Origin of the sequence: Pseudomonas sp. AG1028 (genome assembly GCF_007993955.1) — a bacterium.
In the GTDB taxonomy this organism is placed as follows: Bacteria; Pseudomonadota; Gammaproteobacteria; order Pseudomonadales; family Pseudomonadaceae; genus Aquipseudomonas; species Aquipseudomonas straminea.
Genome location: NZ_VIVP01000007.1, coordinates 214257 through 236481, shown reverse-complemented (window position 1 = coordinate 236481; position 22225 = coordinate 214257). Strand labels below are relative to the sequence as shown.

Sequence of the window (22225 nt, the reverse complement as noted above, 5' to 3'; positions counted from 1 at the left end):
TATCCCGGTTCGAGTCTGTCATAGACGGGGCGCAGGCACCTGGTCGAGCAGCTGCAGCAGAACCTGATCGACCGACAGCCCTTCGATGCCCAGCTCCGGCGATAGGCGCACACGGTGGCGCAGCACCGCCAGGGCGCAGCCCTTGATGTCGTCGGGCAGCACGAAATCGCCGCCGCGCAGGAGGGCGCGGGCACGGGCGCCGCGCACCAGGGCGATGGATGCCCGCGGGCCGGCGCCGATGGCCAGGCCCGGCCAGCTGCGCGTGGCGCGGGCCAGGCGCACGGCATAGTCGAGCACATGGTCGTCGAGGGGCAGGTCGCTGGCGATCTTCTGCATGATCAGCACGTCCTTGGCCTGCAACAGGGTGCGCAGCGGCGTGACCTCGAGCATGTCGGCCTTCGCCGAGCGGGTGACCTGGCGCACCATGTTCAGCTCTTCGTCCTGCTCGGGGTAATCCATGTGCAGCTTGAGCATGAAACGGTCGAGCTCGGCTTCGGGCAGCGGGTAGGTGCCTTCCTGCTCGATGGGGTTCTGGGTGGCCAGCACCATGAACGGCAGCGGCACCGCCAGCGGGCGACCTTCCAGGGTCACCTGGCGCTCCTGCATGACTTCCAGCAGCGCGGCCTGGGTCTTGGCCGGCGCGCGGTTGATCTCGTCGGCGAGCAGCAGGTTGGTGAAGATCGGCCCCTTGCGCAGCTTGAACTGCTCGCTCTGCAGGTCGTACACCGCGTGGCCGGTGATGTCGCTGGGCATCAGGTCCGGGGTGAACTGGATGCGCGCGAACTCGCCGCCGAAGCAGCGCGCCAGGGCGCGCACCAGTAGAGTCTTGCCGAGGCCGGGCACACCTTCGAGCAGCACGTGGCCGCCAGCGATCAGCGCGGTGAGCACGTCGTCGATCACCGCCGTCTGGCCGATCACCGCCTTCTGCAGTTCCTGGCGCAGGCCCTGAGCCAGTTGGCTGGCGCGCTGGCGCTGCTGGGCGATGTTGCCGGCCGAGGGCGCGGCGGCCGGCGCCGCGGTGGATTCGCCGATCGGGCTGCTCGGCTGGTCAGGCGTATTTTCGCTCATAGGGCATTCCTGAGTGTTTGCAGGTGGGCGACCTGGCGGGTGAAGTCGCTGGCGGACAGGCGTTTCTCGCCCAGGGGGCGCATGGCCTGGCTGATGATGGTGGAAGGCTGACGGCTGAGGCGGCCAAGAATCTGCCACTGGTCGGCCACGGCCAGGCGCTCGAAACCGGGGTGGCGACGGCGAGCGCGACGCAGGATGTCCTGCTGCAGGTTGCCGAGCAGACGTTGCTGGCCGCTCTGGCGCAGCAGGAAATCGGCGGCGGCGCGCAGGTGTTCCTGCAGCTGCCGGCGGCTGACCGGTTGCGGTTGCAGCAGCGGCCCGCGGCGCTGGCCGACGTGCCACAGGGTCAGCACCAGCAGCAGGGCCAGGGCCAGCAGGGCTGGGGCGAAATGGCGTTGCAGCAGGGTCAGCAGGCTGTCGCGGTCGGCGTTGTAGACCAGGGTCACGGCGCTGTCCTGGCTGAGGTACCAGAGCAGCCAGGCGTTGTCGTAGTTGCCCAGGTTTTCGTTCTGCCAGACCCAGGCATCGCTGACGATGCTGATCAGCCCGTCGCCGTGATAGATCTGAAGCAGATGTGTGGCTTCGCCGCTGTTGGCCCAGACGTGGGCCAGGTTATTGGCATCGTAGAGGTGAAAGTCGGTATCGAAGTCGATGTAGGCCGGTGCCTGCTCGTTTTCCAGGTACAGCTTGGTCAGGTTCGGGTAGGCGTCCGTCGGCTCTTGCTGATCCTCTTCGCTGGCCGACTCGCTTGGCTGTTCGTCGGCAGCAGAGCCGCCTTCCTGCTCGGCGTCTTCCTCGTCGAGCTGCTCGACCGGGTACTGCTGCACGTTCAGTTTGTCGAGCAGCCCGTCGCCACTCTTGCCCTGTTCCTCGTCCCACATGCGTTCGGCAACGAACAGCAAGTGGCCGCCGCGGGCCGTCCATTCCAGCAGGCGCTCGTTCTGGCGTGGCGTCAGGTTGCTGCGGTTGGCGAGCAGCAGCAGGGTGTGGCCGCGACTCGGCAAGGTGTCGAGGCCGGCCAGGTTGTCGGCGCGGGCAACCTCGATGCCCTGCTTGCGCAGGAACTGTTCGGCGGCCAGATAGGGATTGGCGCGGGCCTCGGGTGACGGGCCGTGGGTGACCACTTCCTCGTAGGATTCGGCGCGTTGCAGCAGGAAATTGCCGAGCAGGCCAAGAATCAGCACCAGCAGAACGAGCAGGCCGATACGCAGAGAGCGGCTCATGGGCGACCTCGCTGTTCGACCAGGCGGCGCCAGTCATTGCACAGCACCGGGCACAGCGCGGTTGGCGGCAGGCGATGGCCGTAAGCGAGGTTTTGCCAGTGGCGCGTCAGGGTGTGGCTGAAGTTGCTCAGTTCCGGGTCGTCGAGACCATCGACCAGCGGCAGCACTTCGGCTTCGGTGTGGGAACTCTTGAGCGGCAGCTTGTGATCGTGGATCAGACAGCTGAGCAGGGCACGGTAAAGCAGGCCCAGAGCGGCGCGCGGGTCTTCAGCCCAGAGCCGCTCGGCGCTGCTGGCCACATCGTCCGGCAGGCTTTCCGGCACTACGTCCAGGCCGAATAGCTGGTCCGGCGATTCGACTTTCTTCGTACGTTTTACCCGCGTTCGGCCTACGAAGGTGCCGAGCCACTCGCGGTAGCGCCACAGCACCAGGGCGATCAGGCCGATCACCAGCGCCCACAGGGCGGCCTCGAAGAACCGGGCCAGACCTTTCAGCGCTTCCCAGCCTTCGAGCATGTCGAAGAACTTCTCCAGCTTCTCGCTGGACCCGGGCTCTGCCTTGTCCTCTTTGGCCTCGTCGCCGAAGCGCCAGCGGGTCACGGTTTCACGGTTCTCGAAGGGCGGCGAGTCGAGAATCTGCAACGCCGCTTCCCGGGAGGCCTGGCTGGTCAGCGGCTGGGCGAGCATACGTGGCGCTTCCGGGCCGTTCGGGTCTTCGCTCGGCAGCGGGCAGCTGGCAAGCGTGTCTGCAGCGAATGCAGGTGTCGGCGCCTGCAATGCCAGCGCGCCGATGCCGAGCAGCAAGGCGTAGGCCACGCCGGTCAGGCGCTGGCGCAGGCGGCGGAAGGTCAGCTCGATATCCCAGCCTTCCAGGGCCGTGCGGCGGTTGAGGTACAGGCTGAAACCGCCAGCGACATAGATCGGCCCCCAGAGAACCAGCAGCAGCGCATAGGCCAGGTTGGACAGGTGCTCCAGCCACAGCCACTCGCTGGTGTCGCCGTTGATCAGGCTCTGCCAGTCCCATTCGGTAGAAACCTGGGTGGGGATCAGCAGGTAGACCAGACTGCCGAGGCCGATCCACAGGGCGGTTTCCAGGTGCACGCCGACCAGGGTCAGCCAGGTAGCCGCGCCTGAGTTGCGCTGCGCCAGTACGTTGAGGCGTTGGGTACGCGCCTTGCCCTTGAGGCCTTCGAGCTGCAGCACCGGCAGGTCGAAGCTGCGCGTCGGGCTAAAGCGGCGCCAGGTCAGGCTGGCCAGCAGCTGTGGTTTCAGCAGGGTAGGGAAGGCCTTGAGTGCCTGCTTGAGTGTCGGCGTCTCGCCGAACAGCGAGCGCGAGAGGATGTACAGCGGCAGCCGCTCGTAAGCCGGCTTCAGCCACCAGAACACGAACATCGCCCAGGACGGGTACTGCCACAGTAGCGCGCAGAGCACGGCGAAGATCGGCAGGGTCACTGCAGCCCAGCTGGCCATCAGCAGACGGCGATGCTGACGGGCCATCAGTACGCCGAGGTCGATGGCTTCCCAGGGCGTGCGCGGGCGGATCGCCACGCTGGCATCAGTCAGGCGCATGCTGCCGCCGGCCTGCCAGGCCCAGATAAGCCAGCACCAGCGCCCACAGGCCTGCGCCCACCCAGTATTTCACCGTGGGTGTGGAGAAGGTCATGGACGACCAGTAAGCCTCGATAAAGGCGGCGATCAGCAGAAACAGCGCAGCGCCGCCGAGCAGTCGGATGGCGCGGATCGCCGCCAGGCGCAGTGCTTCGCCACGGGGCAGGCGACCGGGTGCCAGCAGCGCCCAGCCGAGCTTGAGACCGGCAGCGCCGGCCAGGGCGATGGCGGTCAGTTCGAAGGCACCGTGGCCGATCACGAACGACCAGAAGGTTTCGCTGTAGCCCAACTGCGTCAGGTAGCCGGCCACCGCGCCGATCATCAGGCCATTGAACAGCAGGAAGAACAGGCTGCCGACGCCGAACAGCAGACCACTGGCGAAGGTTTGGAAGGCGATGCCGGTGTTGTTCATGATGTAGAAGCCGAACATCATCCAGTCATCGCCCGCATCACGCTCGCCGAAGCGGCCCAGGCGCGTGGTGTCCGGGTCGTACATGCCCTCCATCTCGCTGACGCGGGCTGGATCCATGACGCTGTAGACCAGATCTGGAAACAGGTAAACGAGAGTGCCCATCAGCGCCAGGCTACCGAAGAACAGCAGGCTGGCGATGCTCACCAGGCGCCACTCCTCGCGCACCAGACGCGGAAAGCCAGCCAGCACGAAGCCGATCAGCTGCGGGCCGATGGCGCTGCGATGGCGGTAGAACTGCTGGTGGCCACGCAGGGCCAGGTGCTGCAGTTCCTCGATCAGATGGTTGCTGTAGCCGCGGGCCCGAGCCAATGCCAGGTGCTGGCAGAGGCGGCGGTACTCGGCGGCGAAGGTGCGGCTCTTGTCCGCATCGCGGTCGCCGCTTTCCAGACGCGTGAGCTGTTCGGCGAAGGCCTGCCACTGGGGCTGGTGACGGGTTTCGAAAAGGCTCTGCTTCATATCGGCCCCAACAAGCCGCGCGCGATGCCGTTGATGCGGCCTTCGGCCTGGTTGGCATCGACCTGCAGCGGCTCGGCTAGAATGCCTGCCAGCTCGGCGCGGCGCGCGGTCGACAGGCCTTCACCCCGTTCTGCGAAAGCCAGCATGGCGCGTTGCTCGGCAAAATCCAGCGCGAAAGGCGCCGGCAGCGCCTCGGCCTCGGGCAGATTCGGCCGCTCGATGGCCTGCTCGCGGTAAACCACCAGGGTGCCGGCGGCGATATCGCCGAGGCGTTTGAAGGCGCGGGTGCTCAGGCAACTGATGATGCCCAGGGTGTAGGCGAACGGCAGCAGGTCGACGAAACGCAGCAGGTTGCGGGTCAGCGAGGCCGGCCAGCTGATCGGCGTGCCATCGTCATGCACTACGCGCAGGCCGAGCAACTGTTTGCCTGGCGATCGGCCCTGGTTGAGTACCTCGAACAGCACCATGTACCACCAGGTCACCAGAAACAGAACGATGGTCGCCAGGCCCATGCCCAACTGGCCGAACAGGCCCAGTACCAGATAGACGACGGCGAGGATGGCACCGCGGATCAGCAGGTCGATGGTAAAGGCCAGGGCACGCGGCACCAGCCCGGCAGGACGCTGCGCGAGGTCAATCCCTTCCGGGGTTTCCACCTGATAGCGCGTGTCCAGCATGGCCTGCTGGGGTCGAGAAGAAGGGATGGCTGAGGAAGGTGGCATCGTCACGTCGTAGGGAGCAAAGCCCGATGCTAGCCAGCAGCGGAGCGGGAAGCAACCAGGCCGCGCGAACGCGGCCTGGGCTGCACATGCTTAACGTGCGACGGGCAGGACGCCGAAGATGGTGCGGTACAGCACGCCCATGACCATGACGAACAGCGGGATGGTCCAGATCAGGCCGATGCCCAGCGGGATGGCGCTGATAGACACGATCAGGCCGAGCAGCAGGAACAGGCCGAAGACCTTGAACCAGTGCTGGGTGATGGCCTTGCGCGAGGCTTCCATGGCCTGCCACGGCGACAGGCCACGCTCGACGATCAGCGGGATGGCCAGCATGTAGGCCACGGCCAGGTAGATGCCGGGGATCAGCAGCAGGATCATGCCCAGGTAGATCAGCAGCATCATCAGCACGGCAGCGATCAGCAGCGGTACGAGGCTGCCGAAGTGGCCGAAAATTTCGTTGAAGCTGATCGGCTGGCCCGCTGCGCGGCGAATGCCGACCATGGTCAGGCCGGCGAAGAACGGGTAGCTCACCGCCGAGGCGATGATGGTGGTCAGCAGCTGACCGATGATGATCAGCGCCAGGCTGTCGCTGAACATGCTGAATATGCCCAGCACGCCACCGACCACGAACGAGGCGACCAGAATCGCCACGTAGAAGATCAGGAAGCCGCCGATGATGATGCCTTTGGTGCCTTTGGTCAGCTGCCAGGCTTCGCTGAGCAGGCCGCCAATGGTGAAGTCGTAGCCCCGGCTCAGGGCTTGTTCGACGCTCAGTGCTTGGGCGCCGGTGGGCGCGTCCTGCAGCTGGCTGGTGGGAACGGCATACGGATTGGTCGTGGTGTCACTCATGATTCATCCTTGGCGAGCGGCAATGAGATTGTTTCCTGATGTTAATGGTGGATTAGATCGCTAACAAGGGGGCACTCGCTGCCTCGTTGCCAAGGTCGTGAAGGCCATCAAGTTTTTGCCAGGCTGTCGTGGTTTGTGAACGAGCGGCAACAAACCTAGACTGCGACGCTCATTCGTCACAGGAGTCCGCCGTGCCTTCCAGTCTGTTCTGGTACGACTACGAAACCACCGGTATCGACCCGCGCCGTGATCGACCGCTGCAGGTCGCCGGCATCCGCACCGACGAGCAGCTCAACGAAATCGACGCGCCGATCAATCTGTACTGCCAGCCAAGCGACGATATCCTGCCGCACCCCGCGGCCTGCATGATTACCGGCATCGGCCCGGACCGGCTGGCGCGTGAAGGTTTGAGTGAAGCCGAATTCATGACCCGCGTACATGCCGAGCTGGCGCGCCCCGGCACCTGTGGCGTGGGCTACAACAGCCTGCGTTTCGATGATGAGGTGACGCGTTACAGCCTGTACCGCAACTTCTTCGACCCCTATGCCCGCGAGTGGCAGGGCGGCAACAGCCGTTGGGATCTGATCGACATGGTGCGCACCGCCTATGCGCTGCGCCCCGAAGGCATCGAATGGCCACAGGACGAGCACGGCGTTAGCCTCAAGCTCGAGCGCCTGACCGCCGCCAACGGTATCGATCACGGTCAGGCTCACGATGCGCTGTCGGACGTGCGCGCTACCATCGCCCTGGCGCGGCTGATCCGCGAGCGCCAGCCCAAGCTCTATGACTACCTATACGGGCTGCGCAGCAAGCACCAAGTGCTCGATCAGATTCGCCTGCTGCAACCCCTGGTGCATGTGTCCGGGCGCTTTTCCGGGGCGCGGCATTACCTGGCAGTCGTGCTGCCGCTGGCCTGGCATCCGCGCAACCGCAATGCGCTGATCGTTTGCGACCTGCACCTGGATGCGGCGCCGTTGCTGAGTGAAAGCGCCGACACCCTAAGGCAGCGCCTTTATACGCGGCGCGATGACTTGGGCGGCGAACTGCCGGTACCGCTCAAGCTCATACATATTAATCGCTGCCCGGTGATCGCACCCCTAGGCGTATTGCGCGACGAAGATTGCCAGCGCCTGCAGTTGGACAAGACCGAGTTGCAAGCGCGCGCCAAGCGATTGGCTGATACCCAGGAACAATGGCGAGACAAATTGCCGCAGGTGTATACGGAAGAAAGTTTCGCTTCGGTGATGGATCCCGAGCAGCAGTTGTACGATGGTTTTATTGGTGACCGCGACCGCCGACTTTGCGAGCAGGTGCGTAATTGTGATCCGTCCCAATTGGCTGCGCAGTCCTGGCCATTCGATGATGCACGGTTGCCCGAGTTACTGTTTCGCTACCGGGCCCGTAACTTCGCGACGACCCTGAGCAGTGAAGAACAATTGCGCTGGCATGCGTTCTGCCGGCAGCGTCTTAGCCAGCCCGAGTTTGGTGCGCCCAATACGCTGGTGAGTTTCGAGACCGAGATGGCGCGCTATCTGACTGAGGCAAACGAAAGTCAGCAGGCAGCACTGCACACCTGGCTTGCGCACGCGCAACAATTGCGTCAGCGATATGGTCTACAAAACGAAGGGAAATAAAACTGGTTGCCAGTGTTAAATCATCAGGTGGTCAATCGAATCTTTCTATTGAGTTGATTGAATAGACGCCCATAAAAAACGCCAGCAATGCTGGCGTTCTTCATGGACTCACCGCCCCGGTCTGGCATCAGCCCAGCAGGGTGGCCCAGCCTTCGACGACGTCGGCGCCCCACTTGGCTTTCCACTCTTTCAGGGTCTTGTGGTTGCCACCTTTGGTTTCGATGACTTCGCCGGTGTTCGGGTTTTTGTACTGCTTAACTTTGCGAGCACGCTTGCTGCCGGTGGCGGCTGCTTTACCTGCTGCGCGCGGCGCTTTGCCAACTTTCGCTTCTGGATCGAGCAGCGCAATGATGTCGCGCAGCGATTTCTGATATTCACCCATCAGGGTGCGCAGCTTGCCTTCGAACTCCAGTTCCTTTTTCAGCTTGTCGTCTTGCGACAGGCTTTTCAGACGCTCTTGCAGTTCTTTGATGTTTTCTTCGAGGCTGCGGTATTCAGTGATCAGCGACATGTGCGTACCTTTAATGCAATGCAAGGGAGGGGCTAAGTGTTGCTTATAGTAGACAGGGGCCGGTTTTAAGTAAACCGCTTTGTATTAAACAGACGTGCGCCAGGAAAAGAAGTTGCACGGCTGGATGACTATTTAATTAGCGCTTAAATTAGCTTCAACACTAATCGCCGGCACCGCTAAACAGTGAAGGTATAACTGCAAGTGTCGGTGACTTCTTGCGGACCTGGCCGCATCGTCCATGCCCGGCACGACAGGCGCCTGGTACAGCTACTGCAGTTTTTTGTGGGTGTGGCTAAAATGCGCGCCTTCGCTAATTCTCTGGAGTTGTTCATGCGCACTTTTCGGCTGGTAATCGCCTGCCCTGATCGTACCGGCATCGTGGCCAAGGTCAGTAACTTCCTGGCGACCTACAACGGCTGGATCACCGAAGCGAGCCACCATTCGGACACGCAGAGCGGCTGGTTTTTCATGCGCCACGAAATCCGTGCCGATTCGCTGCCCTTCGACCTGGACGGCTTCAATCAGGCGTTCGCGCCCATCGCCCGTGAGTTTTCGATGGAATGGCGCATCACCGACTCGGCGCAAAAGAAGCGTGTGGTGCTGATGGCCAGCCGCGAGTCTCACTGTCTGGCCGACCTGCTGCACCGCTGGCACAGCAACGAGCTGGATTGCGACATTCCCTGCGTGATTTCCAACCATGACGACCTGCGCAGCATGGTCGAGTGGCATGGCATCCCGTTCATCCATGTGCCGGTGGACCCGCAGAATAAGCAGCCAGCATTCGATGAGGTCGCGCGCCTGGTCGAAGAACACCGCGCTGATGTGATCGTGCTGGCGCGCTACATGCAGATCCTGCCGCCCAAATTGTGTCAGGACTATGCGCAGCGCGTGATCAACATCCACCACAGCTTCCTGCCGTCCTTTGTCGGTGCCAAGCCCTACCACCAGGCCTCGCTGCGCGGTGTGAAGCTGATCGGCGCTACCTCTCACTATGTGACCGAGGAGCTGGACGCCGGCCCGATCATCGAGCAGGACGTGGTGCGCGTCAGCCATCGCGAGACCATTGAGGAGATGGTGCGCCTGGGCAAGGACGTGGAAAAAATGGTGCTTTCCCGCGGTCTGCGCTATCACTTGGAAGACCGAGTGCTGGTGCACAACAACAAGACGGTGGTATTCGACTAAGCCGTCTGGCCCGATGCTCGAACAAGGAGTTCGCGTTCATGCTCAAGTCCGTCAAAGTGCGTGATTACATGACTCGTCACCTGGTGACCTTTCATGCCGATACCGATCTGTTCACCGCCATCAACCGCTTGCTCGAGCATCGTATTTCCGGTGCGCCCGTGGTCGACGGCCAGGGGCGTCTGATGGGTCTGCTGTCCGAGGGCGATTGCCTGCGGGGTATTCTGCAGGGCGCCTATTACGAGGCCACCGGCGGCACCATCGCCTCGTACATGACCAGCACTGTGGAAACCACCTCGCCTGAGGCGGACATCATCGAGGTGGCCGAGCGCTTTCTCAAAGGTCGCCGCCGCCGCTTTCCGGTGGTCGAGGGCGGCAAACTGGTCGGCCAGATCAGCCGTCACGACGTGCTACTGGCGGTAAAGGAGTTCGCCCAGCATGAACAAGGCCGTGCGAGGGGCTGATCGCCATGGCTGACGACAAACCCGATGTGCCGGGCACAGCGACGCCGCCACCGGTAGTCGGCCAGGGCTGCGTGCAGCGCTTCGACCCCGAGGCGCTGAGCGATGAGGACGGCACCGAGTTCGAAGGGGCCGAAGCCTTGTGGCAACGCATGCAGCGCGAGCAGCAGAGCTGCGATAAATAAAAAAGGGCGCCACTGGCGCCCTTTTTCATTGCTCCGGCTTCAAATCCGGAAGCTGTCGACCAGATGCTTCAGGCGCGCGGCCTGCTGCTCCAGGTCGGCGCAGGCTCGCAGGGTGGCCTGCAGGTTTTCCACACCTTCCTGATTGAGGGTGTTGATCTCGGTAATGTCCATGTTCAGTGCCTCGATCACCGAGGTCTGCTCCTCGGTGGCTGTGGCCACGGACTGGTTCATGCCGTCGATCTCGCCGATGCGCAGGGTCACGCTGCCCAGGCGCTCGCCGGCCTGGTTGGCAACCTCCACGCTCTGCTCGCTGTAGTGCTGGCTCTCGGTCATGGTGGTGACCGACTCGCGGGAGCCGACCTGCAGCTCCTCGATCATCTTATCGATTTCCTGGGCCGATTCCTGGGTGCGATGAGCCAGGTTGCGCACTTCATCGGCGACCACCGCGAAACCGCGGCCCGCCTCGCCAGCGCGGGCGGCTTCGATGGCGGCGTTGAGGGCCAGCAGGTTGGTCTGCTGGGAGATGCTCTTGATCACCTCGAGAATCTGCCCGATGTCCGTGGTCTTGCCAGCGAGCATCTCGATCTTGCTGCGCGCATCGACCACCTTGGCGGAAAGGTCGGTCATGGCATTGATCGCCTGCTGCACAACCTTGCCACCGTCTTCGGCCTGATGGCGGGCGTCGGAGGCCTGATTGGAAGCGTCTGCGGCGTTACGGGCGATTTCCTGGGCGGCGGCGCCCAGTTCGTTGATCGCCGCGGCCACGCTGTTGGTACGGCTGGCCTGTTCGTCGGAGTTGGCGATCGAGGAGTTGGAAGCGTTGACCACCAGCTTGGCGACTTCGTTGACCTGGGCGGTGGCCGAGGACACTTCGCGGATCGAGGCGTGGATGCGCTCGACAAAGCGGTTGAACGAGCTGGCCAGCGCGCCGAATTCGTCGTGGGACTGGATGGCCAGGCGCTTGGTCAGGTCGCCTTCACCGCGGGCGATATCTTCCATGGCCTTGCCCATGGTGGTCAGCGGTTGCATCAGCACGCGGATCAGCACACCGAGCAAGGCGATGATCAGCGCCACGGCGATCAGCGTGGCGATGGCGGCCGACAGGCGGAATTCATCCAGCGCCGCGTAGGCCAGGTTCTTGTCGATGGACAGGCCCACGTACCACTGCACGTCCGGCAGGCCTTTTACCGGCGAGAAGGTCAGCAGGCGCTGTTGGCCGTCCTGGGTGACTTCGGTGAGCTTGCTGTCCAGGCCGATGGTGGCGTTGGGGTAGAGGTCGCGCAGGTTCTTCATCACCAGGTCGCCCTGAGGGTGAACCAGCACGGTGCCATCCTTGCTGACCAGAAACGCATAACCCAGGTCGCCCAGGTCAATGGAGTTGATGATCTTCACCAGGGTATCCAGGCTGACGTCGCCGCCGGCCATGCCGAATGGCTTGCCGTCCGCACCATGTACCGGGGCGATGGGTGAGATCACCAGGGTGTTGGTGATCTGGTCGACATAGGGCGCGGTGAGCAGGGTGCGGTTGGCCTGAGCGGTGTCCTTGTACCAGGGGCGGGTGCGTGGATCGTAGCCGGCCGGCATCTCGGTCGGTGGGCTGGACAGGAAGCGGCCGTCGCTCTGCACACCGACATAAGTGGACAGGAAAGCCTCCTTGTAGACCGGGCGGGAAATCACCTCCTGCAGGTTGCCCGCGGCGATGGCCAGCTCCAGATTCTGGGCCAGGCTCTCGACCAAAAGGATGCGCCCGGACAGCCAGCTTTCGATATTGCCGGCCGCGGCGTTACTGGCCTGGCTGAGGTTGCTCTGGAGCGAGGCCTGGATGCTGCTACGCTGGCGGCTGTCGTTATAGAGGCTGAACAGAGCGAAGGCGACCGTGACCACCAGGGTGGCGGCCAGCAGGATCTTGTGGCTGAACTGCAGGTTTCTCGTCATGGCATCTTGCGTCCGGTGATCACTGGAACCAGTCTGGTAGGGCGTCGCCAAGTGGCGAGTGGGCAGGCGGCCGAAGTTGGGCTGAATCGGTCATGGCCTGGCGGTTATGTCGGCAGCAGGTCGCTAAAGCTTTAATCCAGAGGACGGTGGTATGGCTTTGAATCAGCAATTCGTTCTGGGCGCGGGCATTGATTGCGAAGCGGTAGGCCAGTCACTGCGCCTGACCAACCGGCACGGCTTGATCGCCGGCGCCACGGGCACCGGCAAGACCGTGACTCTGCAACGGTTGATCGAGAATTTCAGCGATGCCGGCGTGGCGGTGTTCGCGGCAGACGTGAAAGGTGATCTGTGTGGCCTGGGCGCCGCCGGTGCGCCCCAGGGTAAGGTGACCGAACGCATCGCCAGCATGCCGTGGCTGGCGCACAGCCCGACGGCCTATCCGGTCAGCCTCTGGGATGTGCACGGGCAGAGCGGTCACCCGCTGCGCACCACCCTGAGCGAAATGGGGCCGCTGCTGCTTGGCGCATTGCTGGAACTGACCGACAGCCAGCAGGCGGCGCTGTATGCGGCGTTCAAGGTGGCGGATCGCGAAGGCCTGCTGCTACTCGACCTGAAGGATCTAAAGGCGCTGCTCAATCATCTCAAGGAGCAGCCCGAGGTGCTGGGCGCCGACAGCGCGTTGTTCACCAGCGGCTCGGCCCAGGCGCTGTTGCGCCGCCTGGCCAGCCTTGAGCAGCAGGGCGGCGAGGCGCTGTTCGGTGAGCCGGCCCTGCAGCTCGAAGACATTCTGCAGCCGGATCGTGAGGGTCGCGGGCGCATCCATCTGCTCGACGCCAGTCGCCTGGTGCACGAGGCGCCCAAGGTCTACGCGACTTTCCTGCTCTGGTTGCTGGCCGAATTATTCGAGCAACTGCCCGAGCGGGGCGATGCCGACAAGCCGGTGCTGGCGCTGTTCTTCGATGAGGCGCATCTGCTGTTCGCCGATACCCCGAAGGCGCTGCAGTCACGGCTGGAGCAGGTGGTGCGGCTGATTCGCTCTAAAGGCGTGGGCGTGTACTTCGTCACCCAGTCGCCGGGCGATCTGCCCGACGATGTGCTGGCGCAGCTCGGTCTGCGCATCCAGCATGGGCTGCGGGCGTTCACCACCCGTGAGCAGAAGGCGCTGCGCGCCGTGGCCGATGGTTTCCGAGCCAACCCGGCGTTCGATTGCCTGTCTGTGCTCACCGAGCTGGGTATCGGCGAAGCGCTGGTGGGTACCCTGGAAGACAAGGGCACGCCAGCCATGGTGCAGCGTGTGGCCATCGCGCCGCCGCAGTCACGTATCGGCCCGCTGTCCGAAGGTGAACGCGCTGCGTTGATTCGCCAATCGCCATTGGCCGGGCGTTATGACAAACCTTTTGATCGGGAGTCGGCCTACGAGATTCTGACCACGCGTGCAGCCCAGGCCAGCCAGAGCGCTGCACCGCCGGCCAAACAGGATTCATCCACGGTCGGCAGCGCTGGCGAATACCTGGGCGGTCTGGCGAGCCAGGCGTTGAAGAGCGCCATGCGTCAGGCAGCCACTCAGCTCGGGCGGCAACTGGTCAGGGGCTTGATGGGGTCATTGCTTGGCGGCAAGTCCAAGCGGCGTTAGAAAGTGCCACGCCGGCGTGCGCTTGTGCACAGTCGCCGGCGCTCTTCAGTCTCAGGCGCTTTCGGCTCTGGCCTCGGCTTTGCTGGACAGATCTTTTTCGATCTTTTCGATTTCTTTGTCGAAGGCCTGGTCGAGCAGGCTGGCCTTCTTGCGCCACGGCTTGCGTTCCGGATCCGGTTGGGCGGCGTAGGTGATCACTTCACCGCCGTATACATCCTTGTAACGCTGCGCCTGGCGCTCGAGTTCGGCGCGCAGTTCGTCTTTCGTCACGATAGTACCCATGGTTTCCAATAGAGAGATGGGCAACAACGTAAGACCGAGCGGTCTCACTGGTACGGTCGCCACATCTTTATGAAGCCTATACCCTTTCGATAGTTCAGGTTATTCGCAGATGCGACCGAACCCAGGGCAGGTGGGTGATTATCATCAACCCGCGCGGAAAGTCCAGCACGGCGGCCCAACGACGTGAACTGCCCGGCTCAGTTCAGGGGCCGGTACTGCAAGGTAAAGGTCAGGCCAATGCGCTGATTCTGGTTCAGCAGCACCAGGCCCGGTTTGCCGGGCAGGTGATGGGCGTTGACAGGGTGGCTGACCGGTTCGAAGCAGAAAAAGGGTTTACCTTCCGGGCAGAAAAGCAGATAGATGCCCTGATCGCTGCCGATCTCCAGGCTGTAGCCGGCTTGCGGTTCGATGATCCGCGCCTGGCCGTTCCAGCCGATAAAGGCATTGTCGGTATGCACGGCCGGCAATTCGCGCTCCGCGGTGAAATCCCAGTGATGCGGCAGATCGTCCAGACCTGTGGGCAGACTGTTGGCGTCGCAGTGCCAGACTTGCGCGGTCGCGGCCTGCAGGCGCGTGTGGGGCGTACGCGGGAAGTACGGGTGCAGGCCCAGACCGTGCCAGATTGGTGCTTCGCCGCGATGGGTAACCTGCAGGTGAATCGTCAGACGACCATCGTTGAGCTCGAAGCGCTGCTCGGCGGTAAAGGCAAATGGAGTCTGGCTGTCCAGGCGCAGCAGCGCTGCACGCTCACTGTGCTCGATGACTTGCCAGGGCTGCTGCCAGGCGCTGCCATGGATCGGCAGGGGCGAGTTGTCGGCATTGGCAGCGAGGGCCAGCCAGCCTTCGGGGTTGTCGAAACCGCCTTCGGTGATGCGGTTGGACCAGGGCGCGAGCGGGTAGCAGCCGAGCAGACGTGGAGTGCCGGCGGCGAGCGCCTGTTCGTCGGCGTGGCGCAGCAGCGGCTGGGCGGTGGCGATGACCGACCAGTTGGCAATTGCGCCACCGATGCTAGGCGTCAGGGTCAGCTGGGTGATACCGTCTTGCAGGTGCAGAGTGTCGAGCGACATGGGCAGTACCTGTGCAGTTAACGCGCCGTTAGGCGGAGATAAACGAAGAACGTGTCATCATACAACTCTCTGATATATGATGCGCTCTGGCCACCCAGACGATAACGACATCCTTATGGAAACTCAGAACACGCAGCCACGTGCGCGGCGCAAGCATCGAAGCCTGGCACAGGAGCTGGTCGCAGAGCTGTCCCAGCGCATTCGCGACGGGGTGATCAAGCGTGGTGAAAAGTTGCCGACCGAGTCGGCGATCATGGAAGAGCAGGGCGTGAGCCGCACCGTGGTGCGTGAAGCGCTGTCGCGTCTGCAGGCGTCCGGCCTGGTGGAAACCCGCCACGGTATCGGCACCTTCGTGCTGGACACGCCCAGCCCCGGCGTTTTCCGCATCGATCCGGCGACCATCGTCACCCTGCGCGAAGTGCTGGCCGTGCTCGAACTACGTATCAGCCTGGAAGTCGAGTCGGCGGGCCTGGCTGCACAACGCCGTACTCCCGAGCAACTGGCCGCCATGCGCCAGGCGCTGGATGCGCTGAACGAGGGCGCGGCCCATGAAAGCGATGCGGTGTCTTCGGATTTCCAGTTTCACCTGCAGATCGCCCATGCCACGGGCAATCGCTACTTCACCGATATCATGAGCCACCTGGGCACCAGCATCATTCCGCGCACGCGCCTCAATTCCGCCGGTATCGCCCACGACGACCATGCCCACTACATGGCGCGCCTGGAGCGTGAGCACGAGCAGATCTTCGAAGCCATCGCCCGCCAGGATTCCGATGCCGCCCGTGCAGCCATGCGCCTGCACCTGACCAACAGCCGAGAGCGCCTGCGTCAGGCCCACGAGTCGGCCGAAGTGGCCGCGAAGCAGGCCTGAAACCGCGAGGCCGGCAAAGGGCCTGGGCGCTGAGTCTACTTCCGTAGAGCAGCACCCAGGCCCTTTTTCATTTCTGCAGGATCGACGCGCAGCCTGTCGTGAGAGACTGCTTAAGCATCCTTGCGATAAGTCAGCAGCACGATGCCCGTCAGCACGATTGCGCCGCCGATCATCTGCATACCGCTCAATACCTGATCCAGCAGCAGCCAGCCGAACAGCAGCGTGGCGATCGGCTCCATGTTCATCACCGGGGCGTTCTTGGCCATGTTCAGGCGCGGCACGGTGACGAACAGCATGCAGAAGGCGATGCCGTAAAGCAGCACCAGGGCGCCGAGGGCAGTCCAGCCGGTGCCGTTGGTGGGCAGGTTCATGCCGCCGGGGATCAGATCGGCGCTGCCGGCCACCACCATGCTGCTGAATACGATCATCAGGGTGAGCATGCTGCGCACCGAGCCGCGCAGGCTGGAGAGCTTGTGATCGGTGATCCACAGCGCGCAGGCGAACACGCAGGCGGCCAGGAACGAAGCGCTCACGCCGAGGAGCCACTCTGGGCCTGCCTGCTCGCTGGCGTTCAGGCGCGCCGGTAGGTCCAGGGCGAAGACCAGACCGGTGAGGATCAGTCCCATCAGCATCACCGTGCGGCGGGTGGGCGCCGAGCCGCCCAGTGCCCAGGTGAGCAGGGCGAGCAGGATCGGGAAGGTGTTGCCGATCAGCAGCGCCAGGGCCACCGGAATACGTGCCACGGCGGTATACAGGCAGATACTCTGGGTGGCGATCAACAGGCCCAGCAGCAGCTGCCAGCGCCAGGCACCAGGCGGCATCTGCAGGGCCTGGCGTTGCCACAGCACGATGCCGAGCAGCACCAGCATGGTCACGCCGGAGCGGCAGAGAATCGCCAACAGCAGGCCGGTCTGGTTGTCGAAGGCGATACGCGCGGCAATGTGGTTGCCGGCGAAGGAGCAGGCCAGCAACGCCAGGATCATCACGGCGATGTGGCGGGGAAACAGGGCAGGGGCAGTCATAAATACAATTTCCGTATCCAGTTAAGCCTTGAGCGCCTGACGGTTTGTACCGTTCTCGCTGCGCTAAAAAAAACGGCGGATCGCGTTGTGCACGCGACCCGCCGCGGGTGGAGCGGTATCAGAGTACGACGCTAGGCAGCCACAGCGAGATGGCCGGCACGTAGGTCACTGCCATCAGCACCATGAACAGGGCCAGGTAGAATGGCAGCAACGCCTTCACGGTGTTCTCGATGGTCACCTTGCCAATGGCCGCGCCGACGAACAGCACCGCGCCAACCGGCGGGGTGATCAGGCCGATACCCAGGTTGACCAGCATGATCATGCCGAAGTGCACCGGATCGACGCCGAAGGAGGTGACCACCGGCAGCAGGATCGGGGTCAGGATCAGGATCAGCGGCGCCATGTCCATCAGCGTGCCCAGGGCCAGCAGCATGATGTTCACGCACATCAGGATCACGTAGCGGTTATCCGACAGGGTCAGGAACGCGGTGGTGATCTTGGTCGGGATCTGCATCAGGGTCATGATGTAGCCGAACGCGGCCGCGAAGGAGATGAGGATCATCACGATCGACAGCGTGCGTACGGTGCGGTGCAGCATCTTCGGCAGTTCACGCCACTTGTAGTCGCGGTAGATGAACATGGTCACGAAGAATGCCCAGATCACCGCCACGGCAGCCGATTCGGTGGCAGTAAACACGCCGGAGAGGATGCCGCCCAGGATGATGAACATGGTCATCATGCCCCACAGGGCTTCGACGCAGATCTTGATCGCCTGACGCAGCGGGATCACTTCGCCTTTCGGGTAGTTACGCTTCTTGGCGAACCACAGGCACAGGGCGGCCATGGTGGCGCTCATCAGCAGGCCCGGGCCTATACCGGCCATGAACAGCGCGGCGATGGACACCGTGCCGCCAGCGGCCAGGGAGTAGATCACCGAGTTGTGGCTGGGCGGGGTGAGCAGCGCCTGCACCGAACCGGAAACGGTCACGGCGGTGGCGAATTCACGCGGGTAGCCTTTCTTTTCCATTTCCGGGATCAGCACCGAACCTACCGAGGCGGTGTCGGCCAGGGAGGAGCCGGAAATGGCGCCGAAGAAGGTCGAAGCGGTGATGTTCACCAGCGACAGGCCGCCGCGCACGAAACCGACCAGCACGCCAGCGAACGCCACCAGGCGACGCGCCATGCCGCCTTCGGCCATGATCGCACCGGCCAGCACGAAGAACGGAATGGCCAGCAGGGAGAACTTGTTCACCCCACCAGCGATCTGGATCATGATCGCCTGGAGCGGGATGTCGATGTACCAGGCACCGATCAGGGCGGACATGCCGAGCGCATAGGCGACCGGAACGCGCAAAAGGATCAGGGCAAGGAAACTGCCTACGAGAATGGCGGCGTCCATTACACGGCCTCCTTGGCTTCTTCAGCGGCTTCGAAGTTGACGACGCGGCGTTTGTGCTGGTCGCCATAGAGCAACTGCTCGATCACGAACAGCAGGGTGATGAAACCGCCTACGGGAATCGGCATGTAGCTGATGCCGACGCGCACCGAAGGCAGGGTGCTGAGGAATTGGTTCCAGGTGGCCATGCACAGCTTGTAGCCCCAGATCAGCATGAACAGTGCGATGGCCCCCATGGCCAGGCGCACGAAAAGAGTGATCAGCGGCTGCACGAGGGTCGGCAGGCGATCGGTCAGTGAGGTCACAGCCATGTGAGCCCCGGCGCGGTAGCTGGCAGCGGCACCGATAAAAGTGAACACCACCATCAGCATGACGGAGATGGGCTCGGGCCAGCCCAATCCTTGCCCCAGCACGTAACGGCTGAAGACGCCCCAGGGGATGATCGTGGCCATGATCACGATCGCCAGGCTGGTGACGATGATGCAGGCACGATAAATGGCGTCATTGACGCCCAGAACCAGATTTTTCATGTGACTTCACCGGAAGGTGTGGAGCCGGCAGAACGTCGACTCCTTACGCGTGCGCGAGGGATTACTTGACGGCTTCGATGCGCTTGATCAGGTCGGCGAACTGAGCACCGTACTTCTCACGTACCGGAGCGGTCGCGTCGTAGAAAGGCTTGGTGTCGACTTCGATGAACTCGACGCCTTCGGCCTTGAGCTTCTCGTTGGAGGCGTTTTCCTTGGCGACCCACAGATCACGCTCTTCCAGCTGGGCTTCCTTGGCCAGTTTCTTGACCAAGGTCTGCTGCTCGGGGGTCAGCTTTTCCCAGGTGGTCTTGGACATCAGCAGCGGCTCAGGCAGGATCAGGTGGTGGGTCTGGGTGTAGTACTTGGCCACGCGGAAGTGGTTGTGCTCGAGCAGGGTCGGCGAGTTGTTCTCGGCGCCGTCGATCACACCGCTCTGCAGGGCGCTGAAGATTTCACCGGTGTCCATGGCGATGCCGTTGCCGCCCATGGCGTTGAGGGTGTCGATGAACAGCGGGTTGCCGATCACACGGATCTTCATGCCCTTGAGGTCTTCGATCTTGCGCACCGGCTTCTTGGTGTAGAGGCTGCGGCTGCCGGCTTCCATCCACGCCAGGCCGACCATGTTGAAGTCGGAGTTGGTGATGGAGTCGAGGATTTCCTGGCCGATTTCACCGTCCACGACTTTGCGCATGTGGTCGATGTCGCGGAACACGAACGGCATGTTGAAGACGTTGGTGGCCGGAACCACCGAGCCGACCGAGCCCAGGCTGACGCGGGTCAGCTGTACGGCGCCGATCTGGGTCTGTTCGATCACTTCCTTCTCGGAACCCAGTACGCCGCCGGCGAACATGCGCGACTTGATCTCGCCATTGGTGGCGGTATCGAGTTTCTTGCCGAGGTTTTCCATGGCCACCACGGTCGGGTAACCGGCTGGGTGGATTTCGGCGATCTTCAGGGTCATGTCGGCCTGAACCAGGGTGGACAGACCCATGGCCAGAGGGAGTGCGGCGATCAGTAACTTGCGCTTGAAGTTCATGTGAAGCTCCGTGTTGTTGTTGTTGGTGTGCAGCGTTGTGTCGCGTTTGCGCGCACGTCAGTGACACGAGCGCGGGGTATTCAGTTGCCGAATGGGGTCTCCGCCAGGCCGCGTACGCCGGGTTGCAGGGCGAATACGCCGCCGGCCAGTGGCTGATCGTCCAAGTCGCCGCCGGGGCGGATCGAGGTGACGAACAGGGTATCCAGGTTGGCGCCGCCAAAGGCGCACATGGTCGGCTTCTTCACCGGTACTTCCAGCGAACGGTCGAGGCGACCGGCCGGGGTGAAGCGGTGAATCAGGCCGGCATCGTTGCCGCAGATCCAGTAGCAGCCATCGGCATCCACCGCGGCGCCGTCGGGGCGGCCGGGGTAGTCGTTCATGTCGACGAACAGGCGGCGGTTATGTGGCGTGCCGCTGTCGATGTCGTAATCGAAGGCCCAGATAGTCTGCACTGAAGGGTGCGAGTCGGAGAGGTACATGGTGCGCCCGTCCGGGCTGAAGCCCAGCCCGTTGGGCACGATCAGGTCGTCGAGCAGTACGGGCAGGGTGCTTTGCCCGGCGCCGTCGTAGCGATACAGGGCGCCGACGCGGGCGCCTGCAGCCATATCCATCAACATGGTGCCGGTCCAGAAGCGCCCCTGGCGGTCGCAGCGACCGTCGTTGAAGCGCATGTTGTCGCGGGCATGGCCGACACCGATCAGGCGTTCGCCACGCAGGCGGCCGTCGTCATCGGCGCTGAGCTGGAAGATGCCGCTTTCCATTCCGGCCACCCACTTGCCATCGGCGCGCTGGGCGATGCAGGCGAGCATCTCGTCGGCTTCCCAGCTTTGCGTGGCGGCGTCTGCCAGATTCCAGCGATACAGGCGTTTGTTGGGGATGTCGGCCCAGTAAAGGGCCTGGTCACGCACACTCCATACCGGGCTTTCGCCCACGGAGTTGCGTGCATCGAGAATCAGTTCGGCTTGCATGGGCATGTCCGACCTCTTGTTATTGTTATCGACGTAAGCCTTTTGGCTTAGTCGTCGCCGAATGGGCCTGCTGCGGTGAAGGCACCACCTTGGTAAATGGCGTTCGGATCATTGGCGGCCATCGGCGGCTGGGCCTCGACCTTGTCGCGAAACACTTCGGAAGTGTCCTTGGGCTCGAAACCCAGGTGTGCGGCATAGCGGTTGTCCCACCACACATTCTTGTTCGCGGAGGCGCCGTAGACCACGGTATGGCCGACGTTCGGGGTGATGAGGCTACGCTCGATCAGCTGGACCAGGTCGTCGTAGCTGAGCCAGGTACTCATCATGCGGCGGTTCAGCGGCTCGGTGAACGAGGAGCCGATGCGGATGCTGACAGTCTCGATGCCGTAGCGATCGAAGTAGAAGCTGGCCATGTCTTCGCCGTAGGACTTGGATAGGCCGTAGTAGCCATCCGGGCGGCGAGGGCAGTTGGCGTCCAAGGTCTCGGTCTGCTTGTGGAAGCCGATGACATGGTTGGAACTGGCGAAGATGACGCGTTTGACGCCGTGGCGACGCGCAGCTTCGTAGATATGGAATACGCCGGCGATGTTCGGGCCGAGAATTTCCTCGAACGGACGCTCTACCGATACGCCACCGAAGTGCAGGATGGCGTCAACGCCTTCGACCAACTGGTGGACGGCCTGCTTGTCGGCCAGGTCGCAGACCTGTACTTCGATGTGCGGGCCTTCTGCCGGCGCCATTTCGGCGATGTCGGAAAGGCGCAAAATCTTAGTCAGGGGCTGCAGGCGCTCGCGCAGTACCTTGCCCAGTCCGCCTGCTGCACCGGTGAGCAGCAGGCGATGGAAGGGCGGTTGCGCGTTGGAGGTGGTAGTCATCAAAGCGGTCTCGAGTTTGTTTTTATGGAGAGCTTGTTATCGGTTGTCGTATGACGTGAGAGGATTATCAACAGCCTCCGATTGTGCTGTCAACGCGACACCTCAAAAAACCTCTGCAATCCGTCCGGCAGTGCAAAGGCGCCATCTGTTGCGCGGTTGTGATTGGTTTGCCGAGCAGGCTGTAGCCAGTTTTTGACTGCCGGGTCATGCTGCATTGAGGCCGCACCTCTGTTGCCAGTTGCT

General features: G+C 63.0%; 22 protein-coding genes. 6 read left to right on the top strand and 16 right to left on the bottom strand.

Annotation, left to right across the window (positions count from 1 at the left end; genetic code table 11):
- Positions 1-18: 18 nt before the first annotated feature.
- From FB481_RS13725 to FB481_RS13700, 6 genes are all read right to left on the bottom strand, one after another.
- A complete protein-coding gene (locus FB481_RS13725; RefSeq protein WP_093505731.1) occupies positions 19-1068 on the bottom strand; it encodes a MoxR family ATPase in 1050 nt (349 codons plus the stop codon).
- On the bottom strand, positions 1065-2291 hold the full coding sequence (locus FB481_RS13720) for a DUF4350 domain-containing protein (protein WP_147176750.1): 1227 nt from the start codon (positions 2289-2291) through the stop codon (positions 1065-1067). The genes FB481_RS13725 and FB481_RS13720 overlap by 4 nt, the downstream gene beginning before the upstream one ends.
- Positions 2288-3859 (bottom strand): DUF4129 domain-containing protein, encoded by a 1572-nt coding sequence (locus FB481_RS13715; RefSeq protein WP_147176749.1) that lies wholly within the window; start codon positions 3857-3859, stop codon positions 2288-2290. The genes FB481_RS13720 and FB481_RS13715 overlap by 4 nt, the downstream gene beginning before the upstream one ends.
- On the bottom strand, positions 3846-4826 hold the full coding sequence (locus tag FB481_RS13710; protein WP_147176748.1) for a stage II sporulation protein M: 981 nt from the start codon (positions 4824-4826) through the stop codon (positions 3846-3848). Before FB481_RS13710 ends, FB481_RS13715 begins: the two co-directional genes overlap by 14 nt.
- Complete coding sequence (locus FB481_RS13705) at positions 4823-5548, bottom strand: RDD family protein (protein ID WP_147176747.1); 726 nt, start codon at positions 5546-5548, stop codon at positions 4823-4825. Before FB481_RS13705 ends, FB481_RS13710 begins: the two co-directional genes overlap by 4 nt.
- Positions 5549-5638: 90 nt before the next feature.
- A complete protein-coding gene (locus tag FB481_RS13700) occupies positions 5639-6397 on the bottom strand; it encodes a hypothetical protein (RefSeq protein ID WP_093505741.1) in 759 nt (252 codons plus the stop codon).
- 191 nt (positions 6398-6588) lie between these two features.
- Between FB481_RS13700 and sbcB the strand changes: the two genes are divergently transcribed.
- Complete coding sequence (gene sbcB, locus FB481_RS13695) at positions 6589-8031, top strand: exodeoxyribonuclease I (protein ID WP_147176746.1); 1443 nt, start codon at positions 6589-6591, stop codon at positions 8029-8031.
- Between the two features lie 127 nt (positions 8032-8158).
- Here sbcB and mvaT read toward each other — a convergent pair whose 3' ends face one another.
- On the bottom strand, positions 8159-8542 hold the full coding sequence (gene mvaT / locus FB481_RS13690) for a histone-like nucleoid-structuring protein MvaT (protein WP_013790082.1): 384 nt from the start codon (positions 8540-8542) through the stop codon (positions 8159-8161).
- 330 nt (positions 8543-8872) lie between these two features.
- On the opposite strand from mvaT, the gene purU reads away from it, so the two are divergent.
- From purU to FB481_RS23205, 3 genes are read left to right on the top strand one after another with little or no spacing between them, the layout of a single operon-like run.
- Positions 8873-9724, top strand: a complete 852-nt coding sequence (purU, locus tag FB481_RS13685; protein ID WP_013790083.1) for a formyltetrahydrofolate deformylase — start codon at positions 8873-8875, stop codon at positions 9722-9724.
- A 38-nt stretch (positions 9725-9762) separates the two neighbouring features.
- On the top strand, positions 9763-10185 hold the full coding sequence (locus FB481_RS13680) for a CBS domain-containing protein (RefSeq protein ID WP_093505745.1): 423 nt from the start codon (positions 9763-9765) through the stop codon (positions 10183-10185).
- Positions 10186-10190: 5 nt separating this feature from the next.
- Positions 10191-10367 carry a hypothetical protein gene (locus tag FB481_RS23205; protein WP_167363164.1) on the top strand — a complete coding sequence of 59 codons (177 nt, stop codon included), beginning with the start codon at positions 10191-10193 and terminating at the stop codon, positions 10365-10367.
- Positions 10368-10406: 39 nt separating this feature from the next.
- Here FB481_RS23205 and FB481_RS13675 read toward each other — a convergent pair whose 3' ends face one another.
- Positions 10407-12302, bottom strand: coding sequence for a methyl-accepting chemotaxis protein (locus tag FB481_RS13675; RefSeq protein WP_147176745.1), 1896 nt, complete (start codon positions 12300-12302; stop codon positions 10407-10409).
- 151 nt (positions 12303-12453) lie between these two features.
- Here FB481_RS13675 and FB481_RS13670 point away from each other — a divergent pair, with 151 nt between their 5' ends.
- On the top strand, positions 12454-13935 hold the full coding sequence (locus FB481_RS13670) for a helicase HerA-like domain-containing protein (protein ID WP_147176744.1): 1482 nt from the start codon (positions 12454-12456) through the stop codon (positions 13933-13935).
- Positions 13936-13986: 51 nt separating this feature from the next.
- Here FB481_RS13670 and FB481_RS13665 read toward each other — a convergent pair whose 3' ends face one another.
- Both FB481_RS13665 and FB481_RS13660 read right to left on the bottom strand, forming a co-directional pair.
- Positions 13987-14205 (bottom strand): hypothetical protein, encoded by a 219-nt coding sequence (locus tag FB481_RS13665; protein ID WP_027906000.1) that lies wholly within the window; start codon positions 14203-14205, stop codon positions 13987-13989.
- Positions 14206-14414: 209 nt separating this feature from the next.
- A complete protein-coding gene (locus FB481_RS13660; protein WP_147176743.1) occupies positions 14415-15284 on the bottom strand; it encodes an aldose 1-epimerase in 870 nt (289 codons plus the stop codon).
- 115 nt (positions 15285-15399) lie between these two features.
- Here FB481_RS13660 and FB481_RS13655 point away from each other — a divergent pair, with 115 nt between their 5' ends.
- Complete coding sequence (locus tag FB481_RS13655) at positions 15400-16155, top strand: FadR/GntR family transcriptional regulator (protein ID WP_093505753.1); 756 nt, start codon at positions 15400-15402, stop codon at positions 16153-16155.
- 110 nt (positions 16156-16265) lie between these two features.
- On the opposite strand, the gene FB481_RS13650 is transcribed toward FB481_RS13655, so the two are convergent.
- The 6 genes from FB481_RS13650 to FB481_RS13625 form a co-directional block, all read right to left on the bottom strand.
- Complete coding sequence (locus tag FB481_RS13650; RefSeq protein ID WP_093505755.1) at positions 16266-17177, bottom strand: DMT family transporter; 912 nt, start codon at positions 17175-17177, stop codon at positions 16266-16268.
- Positions 17178-17295: 118 nt separating this feature from the next.
- Positions 17296-18576: a TRAP transporter large permease gene (locus FB481_RS13645; RefSeq protein WP_093505757.1), complete on the bottom strand. Its 1281-nt coding sequence runs from the start codon at positions 18574-18576 to the stop codon at positions 17296-17298.
- The gene (locus tag FB481_RS13640; RefSeq protein ID WP_093505760.1) at positions 18576-19103 is read right to left on the bottom strand and encodes a TRAP transporter small permease; all 528 of its coding nucleotides are present in this window, start codon (positions 19101-19103) and stop codon (positions 18576-18578) included. The genes FB481_RS13645 and FB481_RS13640 overlap by 1 nt, the downstream gene beginning before the upstream one ends.
- A 61-nt stretch (positions 19104-19164) precedes the next feature.
- A complete protein-coding gene (locus FB481_RS13635) occupies positions 19165-20139 on the bottom strand; it encodes a TRAP transporter substrate-binding protein (protein ID WP_093505762.1) in 975 nt (324 codons plus the stop codon).
- Positions 20140-20219: 80 nt separating this feature from the next.
- Complete coding sequence (locus tag FB481_RS13630; protein ID WP_147176809.1) at positions 20220-21107, bottom strand: SMP-30/gluconolactonase/LRE family protein; 888 nt, start codon at positions 21105-21107, stop codon at positions 20220-20222.
- 47 nt (positions 21108-21154) lie between these two features.
- The gene (locus FB481_RS13625; RefSeq protein ID WP_027909119.1) at positions 21155-21982 is read right to left on the bottom strand and encodes an NAD(P)-dependent oxidoreductase; all 828 of its coding nucleotides are present in this window, start codon (positions 21980-21982) and stop codon (positions 21155-21157) included.
- Positions 21983-22225: the final 243 nt, after the last annotated feature.

Excerpts from the sequence above, each read along its gene's own strand:
- FB481_RS13705 (WP_147176747.1), bottom strand. The coding sequence starts at position 5,548 with ATGCCACCTTCCTCAGCCATCCCTTCTTCTCGACCCCAGCAGGCCATG.
- FB481_RS13650 (WP_093505755.1), bottom strand. The coding sequence starts at position 17,177 with ATGACTGCCCCTGCCCTGTTTCCCCGCCACATCGCCGTGATGATCCTG.
- FB481_RS13625 (WP_027909119.1), bottom strand. The coding sequence starts at position 21,982 with ATGACTACCACCTCCAACGCGCAACCGCCCTTCCATCGCCTGCTGCTC.
- FB481_RS23205 (WP_167363164.1), top strand. The coding sequence starts at position 10,191 with ATGGCTGACGACAAACCCGATGTGCCGGGCACAGCGACGCCGCCACCG.
- FB481_RS13645 (WP_093505757.1), bottom strand. The coding sequence starts at position 18,576 with ATGGACGCCGCCATTCTCGTAGGCAGTTTCCTTGCCCTGATCCTTTTG.
- FB481_RS13710 (WP_147176748.1), bottom strand. The coding sequence starts at position 4,826 with ATGAAGCAGAGCCTTTTCGAAACCCGTCACCAGCCCCAGTGGCAGGCC.
- FB481_RS13630 (WP_147176809.1), bottom strand. The coding sequence starts at position 21,107 with ATGCAAGCCGAACTGATTCTCGATGCACGCAACTCCGTGGGCGAAAGC.
- FB481_RS13640 (WP_093505760.1), bottom strand. The coding sequence starts at position 19,103 with ATGAAAAATCTGGTTCTGGGCGTCAATGACGCCATTTATCGTGCCTGC.
- mvaT (WP_013790082.1), bottom strand. The coding sequence starts at position 8,542 with ATGTCGCTGATCACTGAATACCGCAGCCTCGAAGAAAACATCAAAGAA.
- FB481_RS13670 (WP_147176744.1), top strand. The coding sequence starts at position 12,454 with ATGGCTTTGAATCAGCAATTCGTTCTGGGCGCGGGCATTGATTGCGAA.
- FB481_RS13655 (WP_093505753.1), top strand. The coding sequence starts at position 15,400 with ATGGAAACTCAGAACACGCAGCCACGTGCGCGGCGCAAGCATCGAAGC.
- FB481_RS13660 (WP_147176743.1), bottom strand. The coding sequence starts at position 15,284 with ATGTCGCTCGACACTCTGCACCTGCAAGACGGTATCACCCAGCTGACC.
- FB481_RS13635 (WP_093505762.1), bottom strand. The coding sequence starts at position 20,139 with ATGAACTTCAAGCGCAAGTTACTGATCGCCGCACTCCCTCTGGCCATG.
- FB481_RS13725 (WP_093505731.1), bottom strand. The coding sequence starts at position 1,068 with ATGAGCGAAAATACGCCTGACCAGCCGAGCAGCCCGATCGGCGAATCC.
- purU (WP_013790083.1), top strand. The coding sequence starts at position 8,873 with ATGCGCACTTTTCGGCTGGTAATCGCCTGCCCTGATCGTACCGGCATC.
- FB481_RS13715 (WP_147176749.1), bottom strand. The coding sequence starts at position 3,859 with ATGCGCCTGACTGATGCCAGCGTGGCGATCCGCCCGCGCACGCCCTGG.
- FB481_RS13675 (WP_147176745.1), bottom strand. The coding sequence starts at position 12,302 with ATGACGAGAAACCTGCAGTTCAGCCACAAGATCCTGCTGGCCGCCACC.
- FB481_RS13700 (WP_093505741.1), bottom strand. The coding sequence starts at position 6,397 with ATGAGTGACACCACGACCAATCCGTATGCCGTTCCCACCAGCCAGCTG.
- FB481_RS13680 (WP_093505745.1), top strand. The coding sequence starts at position 9,763 with ATGCTCAAGTCCGTCAAAGTGCGTGATTACATGACTCGTCACCTGGTG.
- FB481_RS13720 (WP_147176750.1), bottom strand. The coding sequence starts at position 2,291 with ATGAGCCGCTCTCTGCGTATCGGCCTGCTCGTTCTGCTGGTGCTGATT.